The organism is Bradyrhizobium sp. USDA 4472 (genome assembly GCF_054058595.1).
The window spans coordinates 5,662,554-5,678,267 of the sequence record NZ_JBSSAM010000001.1 but is presented as its reverse complement, the minus strand read 5'-3'; the positions used below and the strand labels follow the sequence as shown (position 1 = coordinate 5,678,267).

The window sequence follows — 15,714 nt, the reverse complement described above, 5'->3', positions numbered from 1 at the left end:
CCCTGCCTTCGCCGAACGGCTGGCTGATCGCCCTGGCGGGCCGCGCGTTGCTTGCGCAGCGAATCGGCGGCGCAGATGCGCCGCCTGGAGAGGACGCCGCGCCTTAGCGGCGCCGGCCCCGCAGCTTCGACTTGCGGATCAGGCCTTCATACTGATGAGCCAGCAGATAGCCCTGCACCTGCGCCACGGTATCCATGGTGACGCTGACGACGATCAGCAGCGAAGTGCCGCCGAAATAGAACGGCACCGAGGCATAGGAGATCAGGATTTCCGGGATCAAGCAGACGATCGCCAGGTAAATCGCACCGAGCACGGTGATGCGCGACAGCACGTAGTCGATATATTCCGCCGTGCGCTCGCCCGGACGGATGCCCGGGATGAAGCCACCGTGCTTCTTCAGATTGTCCGCGGTCTCGGTCGGGTTGAACACGATCGCGGTGTAGAAGAACGCGAAGAACACGATCAGCGCGAGATAGAGCACCAGGAACAGCGGACGGCCGTGGCCGAGCTGGGTGGTGATCCACTGGAACCATTCCGGCCCCTTGCCCGCGTTGAAGTTCGCAACCGTGGTCGGCAGCAGCAGCAGCGAGGACGCGAAGATCGGCGGGATCACGCCCGAGGTGTTGAGCTTGAGCGGCAGATGCGAGGACTGGCCCTCGAACATCTTGTTGCCGACCTGGCGCTTCGGATACTGGATCAGGAGCCGGCGCTGGGCGCGCTCCATGAACACGATGAAGGCGATGACGGCCACGGCCATCACGATCACGACCAGGATCAGGCCGGTCGACATCGCGCCCTGACGGCCGAGCTCGAGCATGTTGGCGAGCGCCGCCGGCAGCTCGGCGACGATGCCGGAGAGAATGATCAGCGAGATACCGTTGCCGATGCCGCGCGAGGTGATCTGCTCACCCAGCCACATCAGGAACATGGTGCCGCCGGTCAGCGTGATCGCGGTGGAGAGACGGAAGAACATGCCGGGGTCGCTCACGACGTTGCCGGCACCTTCGAGGCCGACCGCGATGCCGTACGACTGGAACGCGGCCAGGATCACCGTGAGATAGCGGGTGTACTGATTCAGTGTCTTGCGGCCCGCCTCACCTTCCTTCTTCAGCGCCTCGAGCTGCGGCGAGACGGTCGTGAGGAGCTGGATGATGATCGATGCCGAGATGTACGGCATGATGTTCAGCGCGAAGATCGCCATGCGGTGGATGCCGCCACCGGCGAACATGTTGAACATGCCGAGGATGCCGCCTGCCTGCGACTTGAACACCTGCTCCCAGATGTTCGGATCGATGCCGGGCAGCGGGATGTAGGTTCCCAGCCGATAAACGAGTAGCGCACCCAGGGTGAACCAGATGCGCTTCTTCAGTTCGTCGGCCTTGGCGAACGCGCCGAAATTGAGGTTGGCTGCCAGTTGTTCCGCTGCAGAGGCCATATTGGACTTTCTCCCGCCGCCTTTTGCGCCGTCATACCCGCGGCCGGGCTATTTAGCGGACGCCGGACATTATCTGGGGCTTCGGCTTCGATAAGTCCATCGTCCCGCATGCGTAAAGGCCCGCGAGGCGCGGGCCAATGACGCAGTTGTTACGCCGCCTCGCCTTCTTCCTTGGCAGGGGCGAGGATCTTCACCGAACCGCCGGCCTTCTCGACCGCTTCGATCGCGGACTTCGTGGCGCCGTGGACCTCGATGTTCAGCTTCGCCTTGAGCTCACCGCGGCCGAGCAGCCGCAGGCCGGCCTTGGCGCGGCGCAGCACGCCCGCCTTTACCAGGGCCTCGACGTTGACGACGCTGCCGGCCTCGAGCTTCTTGGCATCGATCGCGTCCTGCAGACGGTCGAGATTGATCTCGGCGTACTCAACGCGGAAGATGTTGTTGAAGCCGCGCTTGGGCAGACGGCGATGCAACGGCATCTGACCGCCTTCGAAGCCCTTGATGCGCACGCCCGAACGTGCGGTCTGGCCCTTGCCGCCGCGGCCGGACTGCTTGCCCTTGCCCGAACCAATGCCACGGCCAACGCGCATGCGCTTCTTGCGCGAGCCGGCGTTGTCGGCGATATCGCTGAGCTTCATCGCCCTGCTCCTTGTGTCTTGCGCATGATCTGGCCCGAAAACCGGTATCCACTTTTCGGGATCATGCGCCCTGTTTTACTTCTCGCCGACGATGCGGACGAGATGGTGAACCTTCTCGATCATGCCGCGGACCGCCGGGGTATCCGGCAGTTCGCTGGTGCGGCCGATCTTGTTGAGCTTGAGTCCGATCAGCGTCGAACGCTGCGAGTGATGGCGGCGGATCGCGCTGCCGGTCTGCTCGAGCTTGATCGTCTTTGCGGACTTAGCGGCGTCCTTGGCCATCGTGGTCTACTCCGAAAAGCGTTGGTTAGTCCGCAGCCGCCTCGGCATCGCCGCCGACGCGACGACCCTGGAGGGTGGACACCTTGATGTTGCGGCGCGCCGCGACCGAACGCGGGCTATCCTGATGCTTCAGCGCGTCAAAGGTCGCGCGAACCATGTTGTACGGGTTCGACGAGCCGATCGACTTGGCCACCACGTCCTGGACGCCGAGCGTCTCGAACACGGCGCGCATCGGGCCGCCGGCGATGATGCCGGTACCGGCAGGGGCTGCACGCAGGTAGACGCGGCCCGCGCCATGACGGCCGGCAATGTCGTGATGCAGCGTACGGCCCTCACGCAGCGAGACGCGGGTCAGGTTGCGCTTGGCGGACTCGGTGGCCTTGCGGATCGCCTCGGGAACTTCGCGCGCCTTGCCGTGACCGAAGCCGGCGCGGCCCTTCTGATCGCCGATCACGACCAGCGCGGCGAAACCGAAGCGCTTGCCGCCCTTCACGACCTTGGCGACGCGGTTGATGTGCACGAGCTTGTCGACGAACTCGCTGTCGCGCTCCTCGCGCTCCCTGCGTTCACGTCCGCCGCCGCCGCGTTGATCGCGTCCACCACGTTGTTCGCGTTCTGCCATTTTTCCAATCCTTCAGAGGCTTGCGCCTCAATCCTCAAATTCTGTTAGAAGCTCAGCCCGCTCTCGCGCGCAGCGTCGGCAAGAGCCTTGACGCGCCCGTGGTAGAGATAGCTGCCGCGATCGAACACGACTTCCTTGACACCCTTCTCGGCAGCGCGCTCGGCCAGCAGCTTGCCGACCGCCTTCGCCGCATCGATGTCGGCGCCGGTCTTGCCGCCGTCCCGCATCGACTTCTCGAGCGAGGAGGCAGAGGCCAACGTCTCGCCCTTCAAGTCGTCGATGACCTGGGCGTAGATGTGCTTGGACGAGCGGAACACCGACAGACGCGGACGGCCACCACCGGAGCGGCGCAGCTTCAGCCGCACACTCCGCTTGCGCCGGGCATTCGTAACCTTGGCTTTGGACATGACCGGCTCCGTTACTTCTTCTTGCCTTCCTTGCGGAAGATGAATTCGCCAACATACTTCACGCCCTTGCCCTTGTAGGGCTCCGGCGGGCGATAGGAGCGGATCTCAGCGGCGACCTGGCCGACGCGCTGGATGTCGCTGCCCGCCACCGTGATCTCGGTCGGCTTCGGCACGGTGATCGTGATCCCTTCCGGGATCGTGTAGATCACGTCGTGGCTGTAACCGAGCGCCAGCTGCAGGTTCTTGCCCTGCATCGCGGCGCGGTAACCGACGCCGGTGATTTCGAGCTTCTTCTCGAACCCCTTGGTGACGCCTTCGACCAGATTCGCGACCTGGGCGCGAGCGGTACCGTACAGCGCCCGCGCGCGGTTGGTCTCAGCCCGCGGCTTGACCTTGATCTGGCCGCTCTCGAGCTTCACCTCGACGTCGTCGTGAACGACGAACTGAAGCTGGCCCTTCGGCCCCTTCATCTTGACGGTCTGCCCATCGACGGTCGCGGTCACACCGGACGGCACCGCCACAGGCTTTTTGCCAACACGTGACATGGATCAAAAATCCTTCTCAGAACACCGTGAAGAGGACTTCACCGCCCACGTTCGCTTCACGCGCACTGTGGTCGGCCATGATCCCCTTCGGCGTCGACAACACCGAAATACCGAGTCCGTTATTGACCCGCGGCAGGTTCTTCACCGAGGCGTAAACGCGACGCCCGGGCTTGGAAACACGTTCGATCTCGCGGATGACGGGCTCGCCGTCGAAATACTTCAGCTCGATCTCGATCTCGCTGCGGCCCGAGGAGTGCTCGAGGGTCGCGTAACCGCGGATGTAGCCCTCGCTCTTCAGCACTTCGAGGACGTTCTCGCGCATCTTCGAACCAGGGGTGGAGACCTTGTTCTTGGAACGCATCTGCGCGTTGCGGATACGGGTGATCAGATCGCTGATTGGATCGTGCGTAGACATCTAAACGACCCTCCTTACCAGCTCGACTTGACGAGGCCCGGGACCATGCCCTTGGAGCCAAGGTCGCGCAGCGCGATACGGGACAGCTTGTTCTTGCGATAGTTGGAGCGCGGGCGACCCGACAGCTCGCAACGCAGACGGATGCGGGTGGCCGACGAATTGCGCGGCATTTCCGCAAGCTTCAGGGTGGCGGCGAACCGCTCTTCCATCGGCAGCGTCTTGTCGGCGATGATCGCCTTCAACCGCTCGCGCTTCGGGGCGGCGTTCTTCACCATCCGCTTGCGCCGGTTGTTCTTCTCGACTGAACTCTTCTTTGCCATGCTTGGCTCCTGGGTATCCGCGTTTGAGAGGCTTTAGGTCAGCGTCTCACTGCCGGAACGGGAAATTGAAAGCGGTCAACAAGGCCCTCGCCTCTTCGTCGGTCCTGGCCGTGGTGCAGACGGTGATGTCCATACCGCGGGCTTCCGTGACCTTGTCGAAGTCGATCTCGGGGAAAATGATGTGTTCCTTGATGCCGAGCGAGTAGTTGCCGCGGCCGTCAAAGCTCTTCGGGTTCAAGCCGCGGAAGTCGCGGACGCGCGGCAGCGCGACCGTCACCAGGCGATCGATGAACTCGTACATGCGGGCCTTGCGCAGCGTGACCTTGCAGCCGATCGGCTGGTTCTCACGCAGCTTGAAGGTCGCGATCGCGATACGCGAATAGGTCACGATCGCCTTCTGGCCGGCAATCTGGGTCAACTCGGCAGCGGCGGTCTCGGCCTTCTTGCGATCGTTGACGGAATCGCCAACGCCCATGTTCAGCACGACCTTGTCCAGGCGCGGAACCTGCATCACGTTCTCATACCCGAACTTCTCGGTCATGGCCGTGCGGATCTTCGCGTCGTATTCCGCGCGCAGGCGCGGGGTGTAAGCGGCCTCAGCCATCGATCTCAGCTCCCGAGCGCTTGGCGATGCGGACCTTCTTGCCGTCCGCCAGAATCTTGAATCCGACGCGGGTCGGCTTTCCATCCTTGCCGACATACGCGATGTTGGACAGTTGGATCGGCGCCTCTTTCGAGATGATGCCGCCCTCCTGGGCCTGCGTCTGCTTCTGGTGACGCTTGACCATGTTGATGCCGCGCACGAGTGCGGTGCCGGCGTCCGGGCGAACCTCGAACACCTCGCCGCTGCGGCCCTTGTCGCGGCCTGTCAGCACGACGACCTTGTCGCCCTTGCGGATCTTCGCAGCCATCACAGCACCTCCGGCGCGAGCGAAATGATCTTCATGTGGTTCTTGGCGCGCAGCTCGCGCGGCACGGGCCCGAAGATACGGGTGCCGACCGGCTCGGACTGGTTGTTGATCAGAACGGCGGCGTTGCGGTCGAAGCGGATGACCGAACCGTCAGCGCGGCGGATGTCCTTGCGGACACGCACCACGACGGCCTTCATCACGTCGCCCTTCTTCACCTTGCCACGCGGAATGGCTTCCTTGATCGAGACGACGATGATGTCGCCGATGGTGGCGTAGCGGCGCTTGGAGCCCCCGAGCACCTTGATACACATGACACGGCGTGCGCCAGAATTGTCGGCCACGTCGAGGTTGGTCTGCATCTGAATCATTGATGCACCTCGTCCTCTTTCTCTTTGCGCCAGCCTAGCCGGCGCTCAACATTTCCCTGAAGTCGGTCGGCCAAGGCCGACAGATCAGGCGGTTTTCTTGTGCTCACCCCGGATCACGATCCAGGACTTCAACTTCGAAATCGGCTTCGATTCCTCGATCCACACCATGTCGCCCGGCTTGAACTCGTTGTTCTCGTCGTGCGCGTGGTAGTTCTTCGAACGGCGGATCGTCTTCTTGTAGATCGGATGCGTGAAGCGGCGGTCAACGCGCACCACGACGGTCTTGGCAGTCTTGTCGCTGACGACCACGCCTTGCAAAGTACGTTTCGGCATATCCGTTAGCCCCTTACTTCTTCTTGGCGCGCGTCTGCGCGGCGACGGTCTTGATCCGGGCAATGTCACGGCGAGCCTCGCGCAGGCGCGAGGTGTTCTCGAGCTGCCCGGTGGCACGCTGGAAGCGCAGGTTGAAGCGCTCCTTCTTGAGGTTCAGGACGGCGTCGTCCTGCTGGTCGGGGCTCATCGCGCGGATGTCTTCGATCTTCATCTGGGCCATGGCCGTTACTCCGCAATGCGCTCGACGAAGCGCGTCTTGATCGGCAGCTTGGCGGCCGCCAGGGTCAGCGCTTCACGCGCCGTCTGGGTGTTGACGCCGTCGATCTCGAACAGCACCCGGCCCGGCTTGACGCGGGCGACCCACAGTTCCGGCGAACCCTTGCCGGAGCCCATGCGGACTTCGGCCGGCTTCTTCGACACCGGAACGTCCGGGAATACGCGGATCCAGACGCGGCCGGCGCGCTTCATGTGGCGGGTCAGCGCGCGGCGGGCGGCTTCGATCTGGCGCGCGGTGACGCGCTCCGGCTCGGTCGCCTTCAGGCCGAACTGGCCGAACGCCAACGTCGCGCCCGAAGTCGCAACGCCGTGAATGCGGCCCTTATGCGCCTTCCGGAACTTCGTTTTCTTAGGTTGCATCATGGCTTTAAGCCCTCAAATTCCTGTGCTGGATCAGGCCGCAGCCGTATCGCGGCGCTGACGGCCACCACGATCGCTGCTACCGCCCGTCTCGCCTTCGGCCATTCTCTTGTCCTGGGCCATCGGATCGTGCTCGAGGATCTCGCCCTTGAAGATCCAGACCTTGACACCGCAAGTGCCGAAGGTCGTGAACGCGGTCGCAACGCCGTAGTCGATGTCCGCGCGCAGCGTGTGCAGCGGCACGCGACCTTCGCGGTACCACTCCATGCGCGCGATTTCCGCACCGCCCAGGCGACCCGAGCAGTTGATGCGGATGCCTTCCGCGCCGAGACGCATCGCCGACTGAACGGCGCGCTTCATGGCGCGGCGGAACGCGACGCGCCGCTCGAGCTGCTGCGCGATCGATTCGGCCACCAGCGTCGCATCGAGCTCCGGCTTGCGGATTTCGACGATGTTGATGACGACGTCCGACGAGGTGATGTCCGCGACCTTCTTGCGCAGCTTGTCGATATCGGCGCCCTTCTTGCCGATCACCACGCCCGGGCGAGCCGAGTGGATGGTGACGCGGCACTTCTTGTGCGGACGCTCGATCACGATGCGGGCGACGGCCGCCTGCTTGAGCTCCTTGTGCAGGATCTCACGGATCTTGACGTCCTCATGCAGCAGCTTGCCGTATTCCTGCTTGCCGGCGAACCAGCGCGAATCCCAGGTCCGGTTGATGCCGAGGCGCAGACCGATCGGATTGATCTTTTGACCCATCGTGTTCTCCTGCGTCCCTTAGGCCGCTGCTTCGGCTTCGACCTGACGAACGATGATCGTCAGCTGCGAAAATGGTTTGTAGACACGGCCCGACCGACCACGGCCGCGAGCAGCAAAGCGCTTCATCACGAGACCATTGCCGACGAAGGCCTGCGACACGACGAGATCATCGACGTCGAGGTCGTGGTTGTTCTCGGCATTGGCGATAGCCGATTCCAGGCACTTCTTCACGTCGACCGCGATCCGCTTGCGCGAAAACTGCAGGTCGGCGAGCGCGGCGGAAGCCTTCCGGCCGCGAATGAGCTGGGCGACCAGGTTGAGCTTCTGCGGGCTCACCCGCAGCATCCGGGCGACCGCCTTGGCCTCGTTCTCGGCGAGGCTCCGTTCGCGCTTAGGTTTGCTCATCGTTTAATCCTCAAGCCTTCTTGGCTTTCTTGTCGCCGGAGTGGCCATGGAAGGTCCGGGTCGGCGAGAACTCGCCGAACTTGTGACCGACCATTTCCTCGTTGACGGCCACCGGCACGTGCTTCTGACCATTGTAGACGCCGAAGGTCAGGCCCACGAACTGCGGCAGGATCGTCGAGCGACGGCTCCAGATCTTGATGACGTCGTGACGGCCGGACGCGCGCGCGGCATCTGCCTTCTTGAGCAGAGAACCCTCGACGAACGGGCCTTTCCAGACTGAACGAACCATGTCCGTCGTTCCTTACTTCTTCCGCTTGTGGCGGCTTAGGAGAATGAATTTGTTGGTCGACTTGTTGGTACGGGTCTTCTTGCCCTTGGTCGGCTTGCCCCACGGAGTGACCGGGTGACGACCGCCCGAGGTACGACCTTCACCACCGCCGTGCGGATGGTCGATCGGGTTCATGGCAACACCGCGGTTGTGCGGGCGACGGCCCATCCAACGCTTGCGACCGGCCTTGCCGATCGAGGTGTTCATGTGATCCGGGTTCGACACCGCACCGATCGTGCCGCGGCAACGGCCGTGCACCAGGCGCTGCTCGCCCGAGTTCAGGCGGATGATGACGTAGTCCTGATCGCGGCCGACGAGCTGGGCGTAGGTACCAGCCGAGCGAGCGAGCTGACCGCCCTTCCCGATCTTGACCTCGATGTTGTGGATGATCGTGCCGACCGGCATGTTGCCGAGCGGCATGACGTTGCCCGGCTTCACGTCGACATAGTTGCCGGCGACGATGGTGTCACCCACCGCCAGGCGCTGCGGCGCCAGGATGTAGGCCTGCTCGCCGTCCTGATACTTGATCAGCGCGATGAAGCCGGTGCGGTTCGGATCGTATTCCAGCCGCTCGACAACAGCGGGAACGTCGATCTTCTCGCGCTTGAAGTCGACGGTACGCAGCGTCTGCTTGTGGCCACCGCCGCGGAAGCGCACGGTGATGCGACCGGTGTTGTTGCGGCCGCCCGAGGACTTCTTGCCTTCGGTGAGCGCCTTGACCGGCTTGCCCTTGTAGAGCGCCGAACGATCGACCATGACCAGCTGGCGCTGGCCCGGCGTCGCGGGATTGAATGTCTTCAGTGCCATCGTCGTACGACCTTACAGACCGGTGGTGACGTCGATCCGGTGGCCCTCTTCGAGGGTCACGATCGCGCGCTTGGTGTTCGACTGCGAGCCGAGATTGCCGCGGAAGACCTTGGTCTTGCCCTTGCGGACCAGCGTGTTGACGCTCTTGACCTTGACGTCAAACAGCTTCTCGATCGCTTCCTTGATCTGCGGCTTGGTCGCCTTGGCGGCCACCTTGAACAGGACCTTGTTGTGCTCGGACGCCAGCGTCGCCTTTTCGGTGACAACAGGGGCGACGATCACGTCGTAATGGCGAGCCTCGATGTTCTTCGTCATTTGAAGCGCGCCTCCAGCGCATCGATGGCGGCCTTGGTCAGAACCAGCTTCTGACGGCGCAGGATGTCATAGACGTTGATGCCCTGGATCGGCAGCACATCCATGTTGGGGATGTTGCGGGCCGCGGCGGCAAATCCGTTGTTGAGCTCGGCCCCGTCGATGATCAGCGCGTTGGTCAGCCCGAGGCCCGAGAAATGACCGAGCAACGCCTTGGTCTTGGCGGCTTCCAGCGCGGCCTTGTCGATCACGAGCAGATCGCCGTCCTTGGCCTTGGCCGACAGCGCATGCTTGAGAGCAAGCGCGCGGACCTTCTTCGGCAGGTCGGTGGCGTGCGAACGCACGACCGGACCGAAGGCACGACCGCCGCCGCGGAACTGCGGCACGCGGGCCGAGCCGTGACGAGCACCGCCGGTGCCCTTCTGCTTGTACATCTTCTTGCCGGTGCGCCAGATCTCGGCGCGGCCCTTGGCCTTGTGCGTGCCGGCCTGACGCTTGTTCAGCTGCCACTGCACGCAACGCGCAATGATGTCCTGGCGCGGCTCAAGGCCGAAAATGGCGTCGGACAGCTGGACCGAGCCCGCTTCCTTGCCCTCGAGGGTGGTGACCTTCAATTCCATCTCACGCACCCTCTTGCTGGGCCGCGGCTTCGGCTTCGCCGCCCGCAACCTTGAACTTGCCGGGCTTCGGAGCTTCCTTCGGCAGCGGCTTCTTGACGGCGTCGCGCACGCGGATCCAGCCGCCCTTGGAGCCGGGAACGGCGCCTTCGACGAGGATCAGGCCACGCTCGACGTCGAGCTGAACAACGCGGAGGTTGAGCGTGGTGATGCGGTCGACACCCATGTGGCCGGGCATCTTCTTGTTCTTCCAGGTCTTGCCGGGGTCCTGACGACCACCGGTCGAGCCGATCGAACGATGCGAGATCGACACGCCGTGCGTCGCGCGCAGACCACCGAAGTTCCAGCGCTTCATACCGCCGGCGAAGCCCTTACCGACCGAGGTGCCGGTGACGTCGACGAACTGGCCCACGACGAAGTGGTCGGCGAGAATCTCGGCGCCCACGGGGATCATGGCATCCGCGGAGACGCGGAATTCCTCGACCTGCCGCTTCGGCTCGACCTTGGCGACCGCGAACTGGCCGCGCTCTGCCTTGGGCATGTACACGGTCTTGCGGCTGCCAGAACCAAGCTGGAGCGCAACATAACCGTTCTTCTCTTCAGTGCGGTGGCCTACGACCTGGCAATTGCCGAGCTTCAGCACGGTCACGGGGATGTGCTCGCCGGCCTCTGTAAAGACCCGCGTCATCCCGACCTTTTGTGCGATCACTCCGGAGCGCATCGGCGTGCTTCCTGTTCTTTCTGTCCGCTAGTGGCGAACGTGATCCAAAAATCTTAGAGCTTGATCTCGACGTCGACACCGGCGGCCAGGTCGAGCTTCATCAAAGCATCGACGGTCTGCGGGGTCGGATCGACGATGTCGAGCAGACGCTTGTGAGTGCGCATCTCGAACTGTTCGCGGCTCTTCTTGTCGACGTGGGGCGAACGGTTGACGGTGAACTTCTCGATGCGGGTGGGCAGCGGAATGGGTCCGCGGACCTGCGCACCGGTGCGCTTCGCCGTGTTCACGATCTCCCGGGTCGACGTATCGAGGATACGATGGTCGAACGCCTTGAGACGGATGCGAATATTCTGGCCGTTCATTGCCGTGTCTTTCTTAGTGAGTGGCGAGTAGCGAACAGCGAATGGATTTCATCCACTCGCCACCCGCCATTCCCTATTCGCGTGATTACTCGATGATCGAAGCGACGACGCCGGCACCGACGGTGCGGCCACCTTCGCGGATCGCGAAGCGGAGCTTCTCTTCCATCGCGATCGGCACGATCAGGTGCACTTCCATCGCGATGTTGTCGCCCGGCATCACCATCTCGGTGCCTTCCGGCAGGTGCACGACACCGGTCACGTCGGTGGTGCGGAAGTAGAACTGCGGACGGTAGTTGGTGAAGAACGGGGTGTGGCGACCGCCCTCTTCCTTGGTGAGGATGTAAGCCTCGGCCTTGAACTTGGTGTGCGGCTTGACCGAACCCGGCTTGGCCAGAACCTGGCCGCGCTCGACGTCCTCGCGCTTGGTACCGCGGAGCAGCGCACCGATGTTGTCGCCGGCCTGGCCCTGATCGAGCAGCTTGCGGAACATTTCGACGCCGGTGACGGTGGTCTTCTGGGTGGCGCGGAGACCGACGATCTCGATTTCCTCGCCGACCTTGACGATACCGCGCTCAACACGGCCGGTCACGACGGTGCCGCGGCCCGAGATCGAGAACACGTCTTCAACCGGCATCAGGAACGGCTGGTCGATCGGACGCTCCGGCTGCGGGATATAGCTGTCGACGTTCTTCATCAGCTCGATGATGGCGTCGTGGCCGAGCTTCTTGTCCGAATCTTCGAGAGCGGCGAGAGCCGAACCCTTGATGATCGGAATCTTGTCGCCCGGGAATTCATACTTCGAGAGCAGCTCGCGGACTTCGAGCTCGACGAGCTCGAGGAGCTCCGGATCGTCGACCATGTCGCACTTGTTGAGGAACACGACGAGCGCGGGCACGCCGACCTGGCGGGCGAGCAGGATGTGCTCGCGGGTCTGCGGCATCGGGCCGTCAGCAGCCGACACGACCAGGATCGCACCGTCCATCTGGGCAGCGCCGGTGATCATGTTCTTCACGTAGTCGGCGTGGCCGGGGCAGTCGACGTGCGCGTAGTGGCGGTTCGGCGTCTCGTACTCGACGTGCGCGGTCGAGATGGTGATGCCGCGCGCCTTCTCTTCCGGCGCCTTGTCGATCTGGTCGTACGCGGTGAACGTCGCACCGCCGGCTTCGGCGAGAACCTTGGTGATCGCCGCGGTCAGCGACGTCTTGCCATGGTCGACGTGACCGATGGTACCGATGTTGCAGTGCGGCTTGGTACGTTCAAACTTAGCTTTGGCCATTTGACTCTCCGTTCAATCGTCAGTTCGTGACCGACGACAATCAGGCAAACTTCTTCTGGACTTCTGCCGACACGTTGGCCGGCGCTTCTGCGTAGTGGTCGAACTGCATGGTGAAGGTGGCGCGACCCTGGCTCATCGAGCGCAGATTATTCACGTACCCGAACATGTTCATGAGCGGCACCATCGCGTTGATGACGTTGGCGTTGCCGCGCATGTCCTGCCCCTGGATCTGACCGCGCCGGGAATTCAGGTCGCCGATGACCGAACCGGTGTAGTCTTCCGGGGTCACCACTTCGACCTTCATGATCGGCTCGAGCAGGACGGACTTGCCCATCTGGAGCGCTTCGCGGAAGCAGGCGCGCGAGGCGATTTCGAAGGCGAGTGCCGACGAGTCGACGTCGTGATACTTGCCGTCGACGAGCTGCACCTTGACGTCGACCACGGGGAAGCCCGCGACCACGCCGGACGACAGCACGCTCTCGAGGCCCTTTTCGACGCCGGGGATGTATTCCTTCGGCACGGCGCCGCCGACGATCTTCGATTCGAACTCGTAGCCCTTGCCGGGCTCGTTCGGCTCGACGATGAACGACACCGCAGCGAACTGGCCGGTACCGCCGGTCTGCTTCTTGTGGGTGTAGCTATGCTCGACGCGCTTGGTGACACGCTCCCGGAACGCCACCTGCGGTGCGCCGATGTTGGCGTCGACCTTGTAGGTGCGCTTGAGGATGTCGACCTTGATGTCGAGGTGGAGTTCGCCCATGCCCTTCAGGATGGTCTGGCCGGACTCGTGGTCGGTCGACACGCGGAAGGACGGATCCTCCGCGGCGAGCTTGGCCAGCGCCACGCCCAGCTTCTCCTGGTCGGCCTTGGACTTCGGCTCGATCGCGATCTCGATGACCGGCTCGGGGAATTCCATCTTTTCCAGGATCACCTGCTTGTCGGGATCGCACAGCGTGTCGCCGGTGCGCGCTTCCTTCAGGCCAGCCAGAGCGACGATGTCGCCGGCATAGGCTTCCTTGATGTCTTCGCGGTTGTTCGCATGCATCAAGAGCATGCGCCCGATGCGCTCCTTCTTCTCACGGGTCGAGTTCACGACGCCGGTGCCGCTCTGGAGAACGCCGGAGTAGATGCGGCAGAAGGTGATGGTGCCGACGAACGGGTCGTCCATGATCTTGAACGCGAGCAGCGCCAGCGGCTCCTTGTCGTCCGCCTTGCGCACGACTTCGTTGCCCTTGTCGTCGGTGCCCTTGATCGCAGGCACGTCGAGCGGCGACGGCAGGTAGTCGACGACGGCGTCGAGCAGCGGCTGCACGCCCTTGTTCTTGAAGGCCGAGCCGCACAGCACGGGATAGAACGCGCCGGTCAGCACCGCCTTGCGGATCAGGCGCTTCAGGGTCGCCTCGTCCGGCTCCTTGCCGTCGAGGTAAGCGGCCATGGCGTCGTCGTCGAGCTCGACGGCGGCTTCCACCATCTTCTCGCGGTATTCCTTGGCCTGGTCGACGAGGTCTTCGGGAATGTCGACATAGTCGAACTTCGCGCCGAGCGACTCGTCGTTCCAGACAACGCCCTTCATCTTCACGAGGTCGACGAGACCCTTGAAGTTGTTCTCGGCACCGATCGGAAGCTGGATCGCGACGGGCTTGGCACCCAGACGGTCAACGATGTCGGCCAGACACTTGAAGAAGTCGGCGCCGATCTTGTCCATCTTGTTGGCGAAAACGATGCGGGGAACCTTGTACTTGTCGCCCTGGCGCCAGACGGTCTCGGTCTGGGGCTCAACACCCTGGTTCGAATCGAGCACGCAGACGGCACCGTCGAGCACGCGCAGCGAACGCTCGACTTCGATGGTGAAGTCGACGTGGCCGGGGGTGTCGATGATGTTCAGGCGCTTGCCGGCCCAGAACGCAGTGGTCGCGGCCGAGGTGATCGTGATGCCGCGCTCCTGCTCCTGCTCCATCCAATCCATCGTCGCGGCACCTTCGTGCACTTCGCCGATCTTGTGGCTCTTGCCGGTGTAGTAGAGGATGCGCTCGGTCGTCGTCGTCTTACCGGCGTCGATATGCGCCATGATACCGAAGTTACGGTAGTCCTCGATGGCATGTTGGCGGGGCATGGGGTGTTCCTTGCGAGTCCGTTTGTTTCGCCGTTACCAGCGATAGTGCGAGAAGGCGCGGTTGGCTTCCGCCATCCGGTGCACGTCTTCGCGCTTCTTGACGGCGTTCCCACGGTTGTTCGATGCATCCAGGAGCTCCGCCGAGAGACGCTCCGTCATCGTCTTTTCGTTACGCTCGCGCGCGGCCGAGATTAGCCAGCGGATACCCAGCGCCTGGCGGCGGGTCGAGCGAACTTCGACCGGCACCTGGTAGGTCGCGCCACCGACGCGGCGGGAGCGCACTTCGATCGTCGGCATGACATTCTCGAGCGCCTGCTCGAACACGCCGAGCGGGTTCTGCTTGGTCTTGCCTTCGATGAGGCTGAATGCACCGTAGACGATGCCTTCGGCGACCGACTTCTTGCCGGCGTACATCACCGAGTTCATGAATTTCGTGACGATGATGTTCCCGAACTTCGGATCGGGAAGAACTTCGCGCTTTTCCGCTGAGTGGCGACGAGACATGGAGCTGGTTCCCGCTTACTTCGGACGCTTCGCGCCGTACTTCGAACGACGCTGCTTACGGTTCTTGACGCCCTGAGTATCCAGAACGCCGCGGAGGATGTGGTAGCGCACGCCGGGCAAATCCTTGACGCGGCCGCCGCGGATCATGACCACCGAGTGCTCCTGGAGGTTATGGCCCTCACCCGGGATGTAGCCGATCACCTCGAAACCGTTGGTCAGACGCACCTTGGCGACCTTACGAAGCGCCGAGTTCGGCTTCTTCGGGGTCGTGGTGTAGACGCGCGTGCAAACACCACGCTTCTGCGGCGACTGCTGCAGCGCCGGCACCTTCTTGCGCGACTTCTGCACTTCACGCGGTTGAGCGATCAGCTGGTTGATCGTCGGCATCCTGGCCTTACCCTTTGTTATCGCGGCCCCTTGCAGGCCCGCTGTCTTGCCGCGGCCCGTTGCCGGGACCGCAAATTCTCTCGAGCCACCCGCTCGATCGGGCCCGCCCGCGCGGAACAATCCACACAAAGCGAAATCGCGCCAACCGCTCATTGCTGAGTGGAAAGCGCTTCGACGCCACAGAGGACCGCAGTATTAAGGCCGATCAGCATAA

At 63.2% G+C, this 15,714-nt stretch carries 26 protein-coding genes; all 26 read right to left on the bottom strand.

Annotation, left to right across the window (positions count from 1 at the left end; all coding sequences use genetic code 11):
- Positions 1 to 103 precede the first annotated feature (103 nt).
- The gene (gene secY / locus ACVWZ4_RS26570; protein ID WP_092228451.1) at positions 104 to 1,435 is read right to left on the bottom strand and encodes a preprotein translocase subunit SecY; all 1,332 of its coding nucleotides are present in this window, start codon (positions 1,433 to 1,435) and stop codon (positions 104 to 106) included.
- A gap of 149 nt (positions 1,436 to 1,584) precedes the next feature.
- A complete protein-coding gene (rplO, locus tag ACVWZ4_RS26565) occupies positions 1,585 to 2,070 on the bottom strand; it encodes a 50S ribosomal protein L15 (RefSeq protein ID WP_456704078.1) in 486 nt (161 codons plus the stop codon).
- 75 nt (positions 2,071 to 2,145) lie between these two features.
- Positions 2,146 to 2,352 carry a 50S ribosomal protein L30 gene (gene rpmD / locus ACVWZ4_RS26560; RefSeq protein WP_092228453.1) on the bottom strand — a complete coding sequence of 69 codons (207 nt, stop codon included), beginning with the start codon at positions 2,350 to 2,352 and terminating at the stop codon, positions 2,146 to 2,148.
- Positions 2,353 to 2,377: 25 nt separating this feature from the next.
- Positions 2,378 to 2,974 carry a 30S ribosomal protein S5 gene (gene rpsE / locus ACVWZ4_RS26555; RefSeq protein ID WP_092228454.1) on the bottom strand — a complete coding sequence of 199 codons (597 nt, stop codon included), beginning with the start codon at positions 2,972 to 2,974 and terminating at the stop codon, positions 2,378 to 2,380.
- A gap of 44 nt (positions 2,975 to 3,018) precedes the next feature.
- A complete protein-coding gene (rplR, locus tag ACVWZ4_RS26550) occupies positions 3,019 to 3,381 on the bottom strand; it encodes a 50S ribosomal protein L18 (RefSeq protein WP_007603036.1) in 363 nt (120 codons plus the stop codon).
- An 11-nt stretch (positions 3,382 to 3,392) separates the two neighbouring features.
- Positions 3,393 to 3,926: a 50S ribosomal protein L6 gene (gene rplF / locus ACVWZ4_RS26545; protein ID WP_456704079.1), complete on the bottom strand. Its 534-nt coding sequence runs from the start codon at positions 3,924 to 3,926 to the stop codon at positions 3,393 to 3,395.
- 16 nt (positions 3,927 to 3,942) lie between these two features.
- A complete protein-coding gene (gene rpsH, locus ACVWZ4_RS26540) occupies positions 3,943 to 4,341 on the bottom strand; it encodes a 30S ribosomal protein S8 (protein WP_007603034.1) in 399 nt (132 codons plus the stop codon).
- A gap of 14 nt (positions 4,342 to 4,355) precedes the next feature.
- Positions 4,356 to 4,661: a 30S ribosomal protein S14 gene (gene rpsN, locus ACVWZ4_RS26535; RefSeq protein ID WP_057745473.1), complete on the bottom strand. Its 306-nt coding sequence runs from the start codon at positions 4,659 to 4,661 to the stop codon at positions 4,356 to 4,358.
- Positions 4,662 to 4,707: 46 nt separating this feature from the next.
- The gene (rplE, locus tag ACVWZ4_RS26530) at positions 4,708 to 5,265 is read right to left on the bottom strand and encodes a 50S ribosomal protein L5 (RefSeq protein WP_456704080.1); all 558 of its coding nucleotides are present in this window, start codon (positions 5,263 to 5,265) and stop codon (positions 4,708 to 4,710) included.
- Positions 5,258 to 5,572: a 50S ribosomal protein L24 gene (gene rplX / locus ACVWZ4_RS26525; protein WP_456704081.1), complete on the bottom strand. Its 315-nt coding sequence runs from the start codon at positions 5,570 to 5,572 to the stop codon at positions 5,258 to 5,260. The genes rplE and rplX overlap by 8 nt, the downstream gene beginning before the upstream one ends.
- Positions 5,572 to 5,940 carry a 50S ribosomal protein L14 gene (gene rplN, locus ACVWZ4_RS26520; RefSeq protein WP_007603030.1) on the bottom strand — a complete coding sequence of 123 codons (369 nt, stop codon included), beginning with the start codon at positions 5,938 to 5,940 and terminating at the stop codon, positions 5,572 to 5,574. The genes rplX and rplN overlap by 1 nt, the downstream gene beginning before the upstream one ends.
- A gap of 84 nt (positions 5,941 to 6,024) precedes the next feature.
- Positions 6,025 to 6,273 carry a 30S ribosomal protein S17 gene (rpsQ, locus tag ACVWZ4_RS26515; protein WP_212301601.1) on the bottom strand — a complete coding sequence of 83 codons (249 nt, stop codon included), beginning with the start codon at positions 6,271 to 6,273 and terminating at the stop codon, positions 6,025 to 6,027.
- A 13-nt stretch (positions 6,274 to 6,286) separates the two neighbouring features.
- Positions 6,287 to 6,493: a 50S ribosomal protein L29 gene (gene rpmC / locus ACVWZ4_RS26510; protein WP_026202715.1), complete on the bottom strand. Its 207-nt coding sequence runs from the start codon at positions 6,491 to 6,493 to the stop codon at positions 6,287 to 6,289.
- 5 nt (positions 6,494 to 6,498) lie between these two features.
- Complete coding sequence (gene rplP, locus ACVWZ4_RS26505) at positions 6,499 to 6,912, bottom strand: 50S ribosomal protein L16 (RefSeq protein WP_027535296.1); 414 nt, start codon at positions 6,910 to 6,912, stop codon at positions 6,499 to 6,501.
- Between the two features lie 30 nt (positions 6,913 to 6,942).
- On the bottom strand, positions 6,943 to 7,668 hold the full coding sequence (rpsC, locus tag ACVWZ4_RS26500) for a 30S ribosomal protein S3 (RefSeq protein ID WP_092294149.1): 726 nt from the start codon (positions 7,666 to 7,668) through the stop codon (positions 6,943 to 6,945).
- A gap of 18 nt (positions 7,669 to 7,686) precedes the next feature.
- Positions 7,687 to 8,073, bottom strand: a complete 387-nt coding sequence (gene rplV / locus ACVWZ4_RS26495; protein ID WP_092228458.1) for a 50S ribosomal protein L22 — start codon at positions 8,071 to 8,073, stop codon at positions 7,687 to 7,689.
- Positions 8,074 to 8,083: 10 nt separating this feature from the next.
- A complete protein-coding gene (gene rpsS, locus ACVWZ4_RS26490; protein ID WP_008136357.1) occupies positions 8,084 to 8,362 on the bottom strand; it encodes a 30S ribosomal protein S19 in 279 nt (92 codons plus the stop codon).
- Between the two features lie 12 nt (positions 8,363 to 8,374).
- The gene (rplB, locus tag ACVWZ4_RS26485) at positions 8,375 to 9,208 is read right to left on the bottom strand and encodes a 50S ribosomal protein L2 (protein ID WP_456790385.1); all 834 of its coding nucleotides are present in this window, start codon (positions 9,206 to 9,208) and stop codon (positions 8,375 to 8,377) included.
- A gap of 12 nt (positions 9,209 to 9,220) precedes the next feature.
- On the bottom strand, positions 9,221 to 9,523 hold the full coding sequence (locus ACVWZ4_RS26480; RefSeq protein WP_027535292.1) for a 50S ribosomal protein L23: 303 nt from the start codon (positions 9,521 to 9,523) through the stop codon (positions 9,221 to 9,223).
- Positions 9,520 to 10,140, bottom strand: a complete 621-nt coding sequence (gene rplD / locus ACVWZ4_RS26475) for a 50S ribosomal protein L4 (protein ID WP_011088150.1) — start codon at positions 10,138 to 10,140, stop codon at positions 9,520 to 9,522. Before rplD ends, ACVWZ4_RS26480 begins: the two co-directional genes overlap by 4 nt.
- Position 10,141: 1 nt before the next feature.
- Positions 10,142 to 10,858 carry a 50S ribosomal protein L3 gene (rplC, locus tag ACVWZ4_RS26470; protein ID WP_092228460.1) on the bottom strand — a complete coding sequence of 239 codons (717 nt, stop codon included), beginning with the start codon at positions 10,856 to 10,858 and terminating at the stop codon, positions 10,142 to 10,144.
- A gap of 53 nt (positions 10,859 to 10,911) precedes the next feature.
- Positions 10,912 to 11,220 (bottom strand): 30S ribosomal protein S10, encoded by a 309-nt coding sequence (rpsJ, locus tag ACVWZ4_RS26465; RefSeq protein ID WP_002712302.1) that lies wholly within the window; start codon positions 11,218 to 11,220, stop codon positions 10,912 to 10,914.
- A gap of 85 nt (positions 11,221 to 11,305) precedes the next feature.
- On the bottom strand, positions 11,306 to 12,496 hold the full coding sequence (gene tuf, locus ACVWZ4_RS26460) for an elongation factor Tu (protein WP_092228461.1): 1,191 nt from the start codon (positions 12,494 to 12,496) through the stop codon (positions 11,306 to 11,308).
- 40 nt (positions 12,497 to 12,536) lie between these two features.
- A complete protein-coding gene (gene fusA / locus ACVWZ4_RS26455) occupies positions 12,537 to 14,609 on the bottom strand; it encodes an elongation factor G (protein ID WP_128966832.1) in 2,073 nt (690 codons plus the stop codon).
- Between the two features lie 33 nt (positions 14,610 to 14,642).
- Positions 14,643 to 15,113: a 30S ribosomal protein S7 gene (gene rpsG / locus ACVWZ4_RS26450; RefSeq protein ID WP_092228463.1), complete on the bottom strand. Its 471-nt coding sequence runs from the start codon at positions 15,111 to 15,113 to the stop codon at positions 14,643 to 14,645.
- A gap of 15 nt (positions 15,114 to 15,128) precedes the next feature.
- The gene (gene rpsL, locus ACVWZ4_RS26445; RefSeq protein WP_007603006.1) at positions 15,129 to 15,500 is read right to left on the bottom strand and encodes a 30S ribosomal protein S12; all 372 of its coding nucleotides are present in this window, start codon (positions 15,498 to 15,500) and stop codon (positions 15,129 to 15,131) included.
- Positions 15,501 to 15,714 lie beyond the last annotated feature (214 nt).

Coding starts and splice junctions, on each gene's coding strand:
- rpsE (WP_092228454.1), bottom strand. CDS start 2,974: ATGGCAGAACGCGAACAACGTGGTGGACGCGATCAACGCGGCGGCGGC.
- rplN (WP_007603030.1), bottom strand. CDS start 5,940: ATGATTCAGATGCAGACCAACCTCGACGTGGCCGACAATTCTGGCGCA.
- ACVWZ4_RS26480 (WP_027535292.1), bottom strand. CDS start 9,523: ATGACGAAGAACATCGAGGCTCGCCATTACGACGTGATCGTCGCCCCT.
- secY (WP_092228451.1), bottom strand. CDS start 1,435: ATGGCCTCTGCAGCGGAACAACTGGCAGCCAACCTCAATTTCGGCGCG.
- rplR (WP_007603036.1), bottom strand. CDS start 3,381: ATGTCCAAAGCCAAGGTTACGAATGCCCGGCGCAAGCGGAGTGTGCGG.
- rplX (WP_456704081.1), bottom strand. CDS start 5,572: ATGGCTGCGAAGATCCGCAAGGGCGACAAGGTCGTCGTGCTGACAGGC.
- rplF (WP_456704079.1), bottom strand. CDS start 3,926: ATGTCACGTGTTGGCAAAAAGCCTGTGGCGGTGCCGTCCGGTGTGACC.
- rplD (WP_011088150.1), bottom strand. CDS start 10,140: ATGGAATTGAAGGTCACCACCCTCGAGGGCAAGGAAGCGGGCTCGGTC.
- rpsS (WP_008136357.1), bottom strand. CDS start 8,362: ATGGTTCGTTCAGTCTGGAAAGGCCCGTTCGTCGAGGGTTCTCTGCTC.
- rplP (WP_027535296.1), bottom strand. CDS start 6,912: ATGATGCAACCTAAGAAAACGAAGTTCCGGAAGGCGCATAAGGGCCGC.
- rpsL (WP_007603006.1), bottom strand. CDS start 15,500: ATGCCGACGATCAACCAGCTGATCGCTCAACCGCGTGAAGTGCAGAAG.
- rpsJ (WP_002712302.1), bottom strand. CDS start 11,220: ATGAACGGCCAGAATATTCGCATCCGTCTCAAGGCGTTCGACCATCGT.
- rplO (WP_456704078.1), bottom strand. CDS start 2,070: ATGAAGCTCAGCGATATCGCCGACAACGCCGGCTCGCGCAAGAAGCGC.
- rplC (WP_092228460.1), bottom strand. CDS start 10,858: ATGCGCTCCGGAGTGATCGCACAAAAGGTCGGGATGACGCGGGTCTTT.
- rpsG (WP_092228463.1), bottom strand. CDS start 15,113: ATGTCTCGTCGCCACTCAGCGGAAAAGCGCGAAGTTCTTCCCGATCCG.
- rpsN (WP_057745473.1), bottom strand. CDS start 4,661: ATGGCAAAGAAGAGTTCAGTCGAGAAGAACAACCGGCGCAAGCGGATG.
- rplB (WP_456790385.1), bottom strand. CDS start 9,208: ATGGCACTGAAGACATTCAATCCCGCGACGCCGGGCCAGCGCCAGCTG.
- rpsC (WP_092294149.1), bottom strand. CDS start 7,668: ATGGGTCAAAAGATCAATCCGATCGGTCTGCGCCTCGGCATCAACCGG.
- tuf (WP_092228461.1), bottom strand. CDS start 12,496: ATGGCCAAAGCTAAGTTTGAACGTACCAAGCCGCACTGCAACATCGGT.
- rplE (WP_456704080.1), bottom strand. CDS start 5,265: ATGGCTGAGGCCGCTTACACCCCGCGCCTGCGCGCGGAATACGACGCG.
- rpsQ (WP_212301601.1), bottom strand. CDS start 6,273: ATGCCGAAACGTACTTTGCAAGGCGTGGTCGTCAGCGACAAGACTGCC.
- rpmD (WP_092228453.1), bottom strand. CDS start 2,352: ATGGCCAAGGACGCCGCTAAGTCCGCAAAGACGATCAAGCTCGAGCAG.
- fusA (WP_128966832.1), bottom strand. CDS start 14,609: ATGCCCCGCCAACATGCCATCGAGGACTACCGTAACTTCGGTATCATG.
- rplV (WP_092228458.1), bottom strand. CDS start 8,073: ATGAGCAAACCTAAGCGCGAACGGAGCCTCGCCGAGAACGAGGCCAAG.
- rpsH (WP_007603034.1), bottom strand. CDS start 4,341: ATGTCTACGCACGATCCAATCAGCGATCTGATCACCCGTATCCGCAAC.
- rpmC (WP_026202715.1), bottom strand. CDS start 6,493: ATGGCCCAGATGAAGATCGAAGACATCCGCGCGATGAGCCCCGACCAG.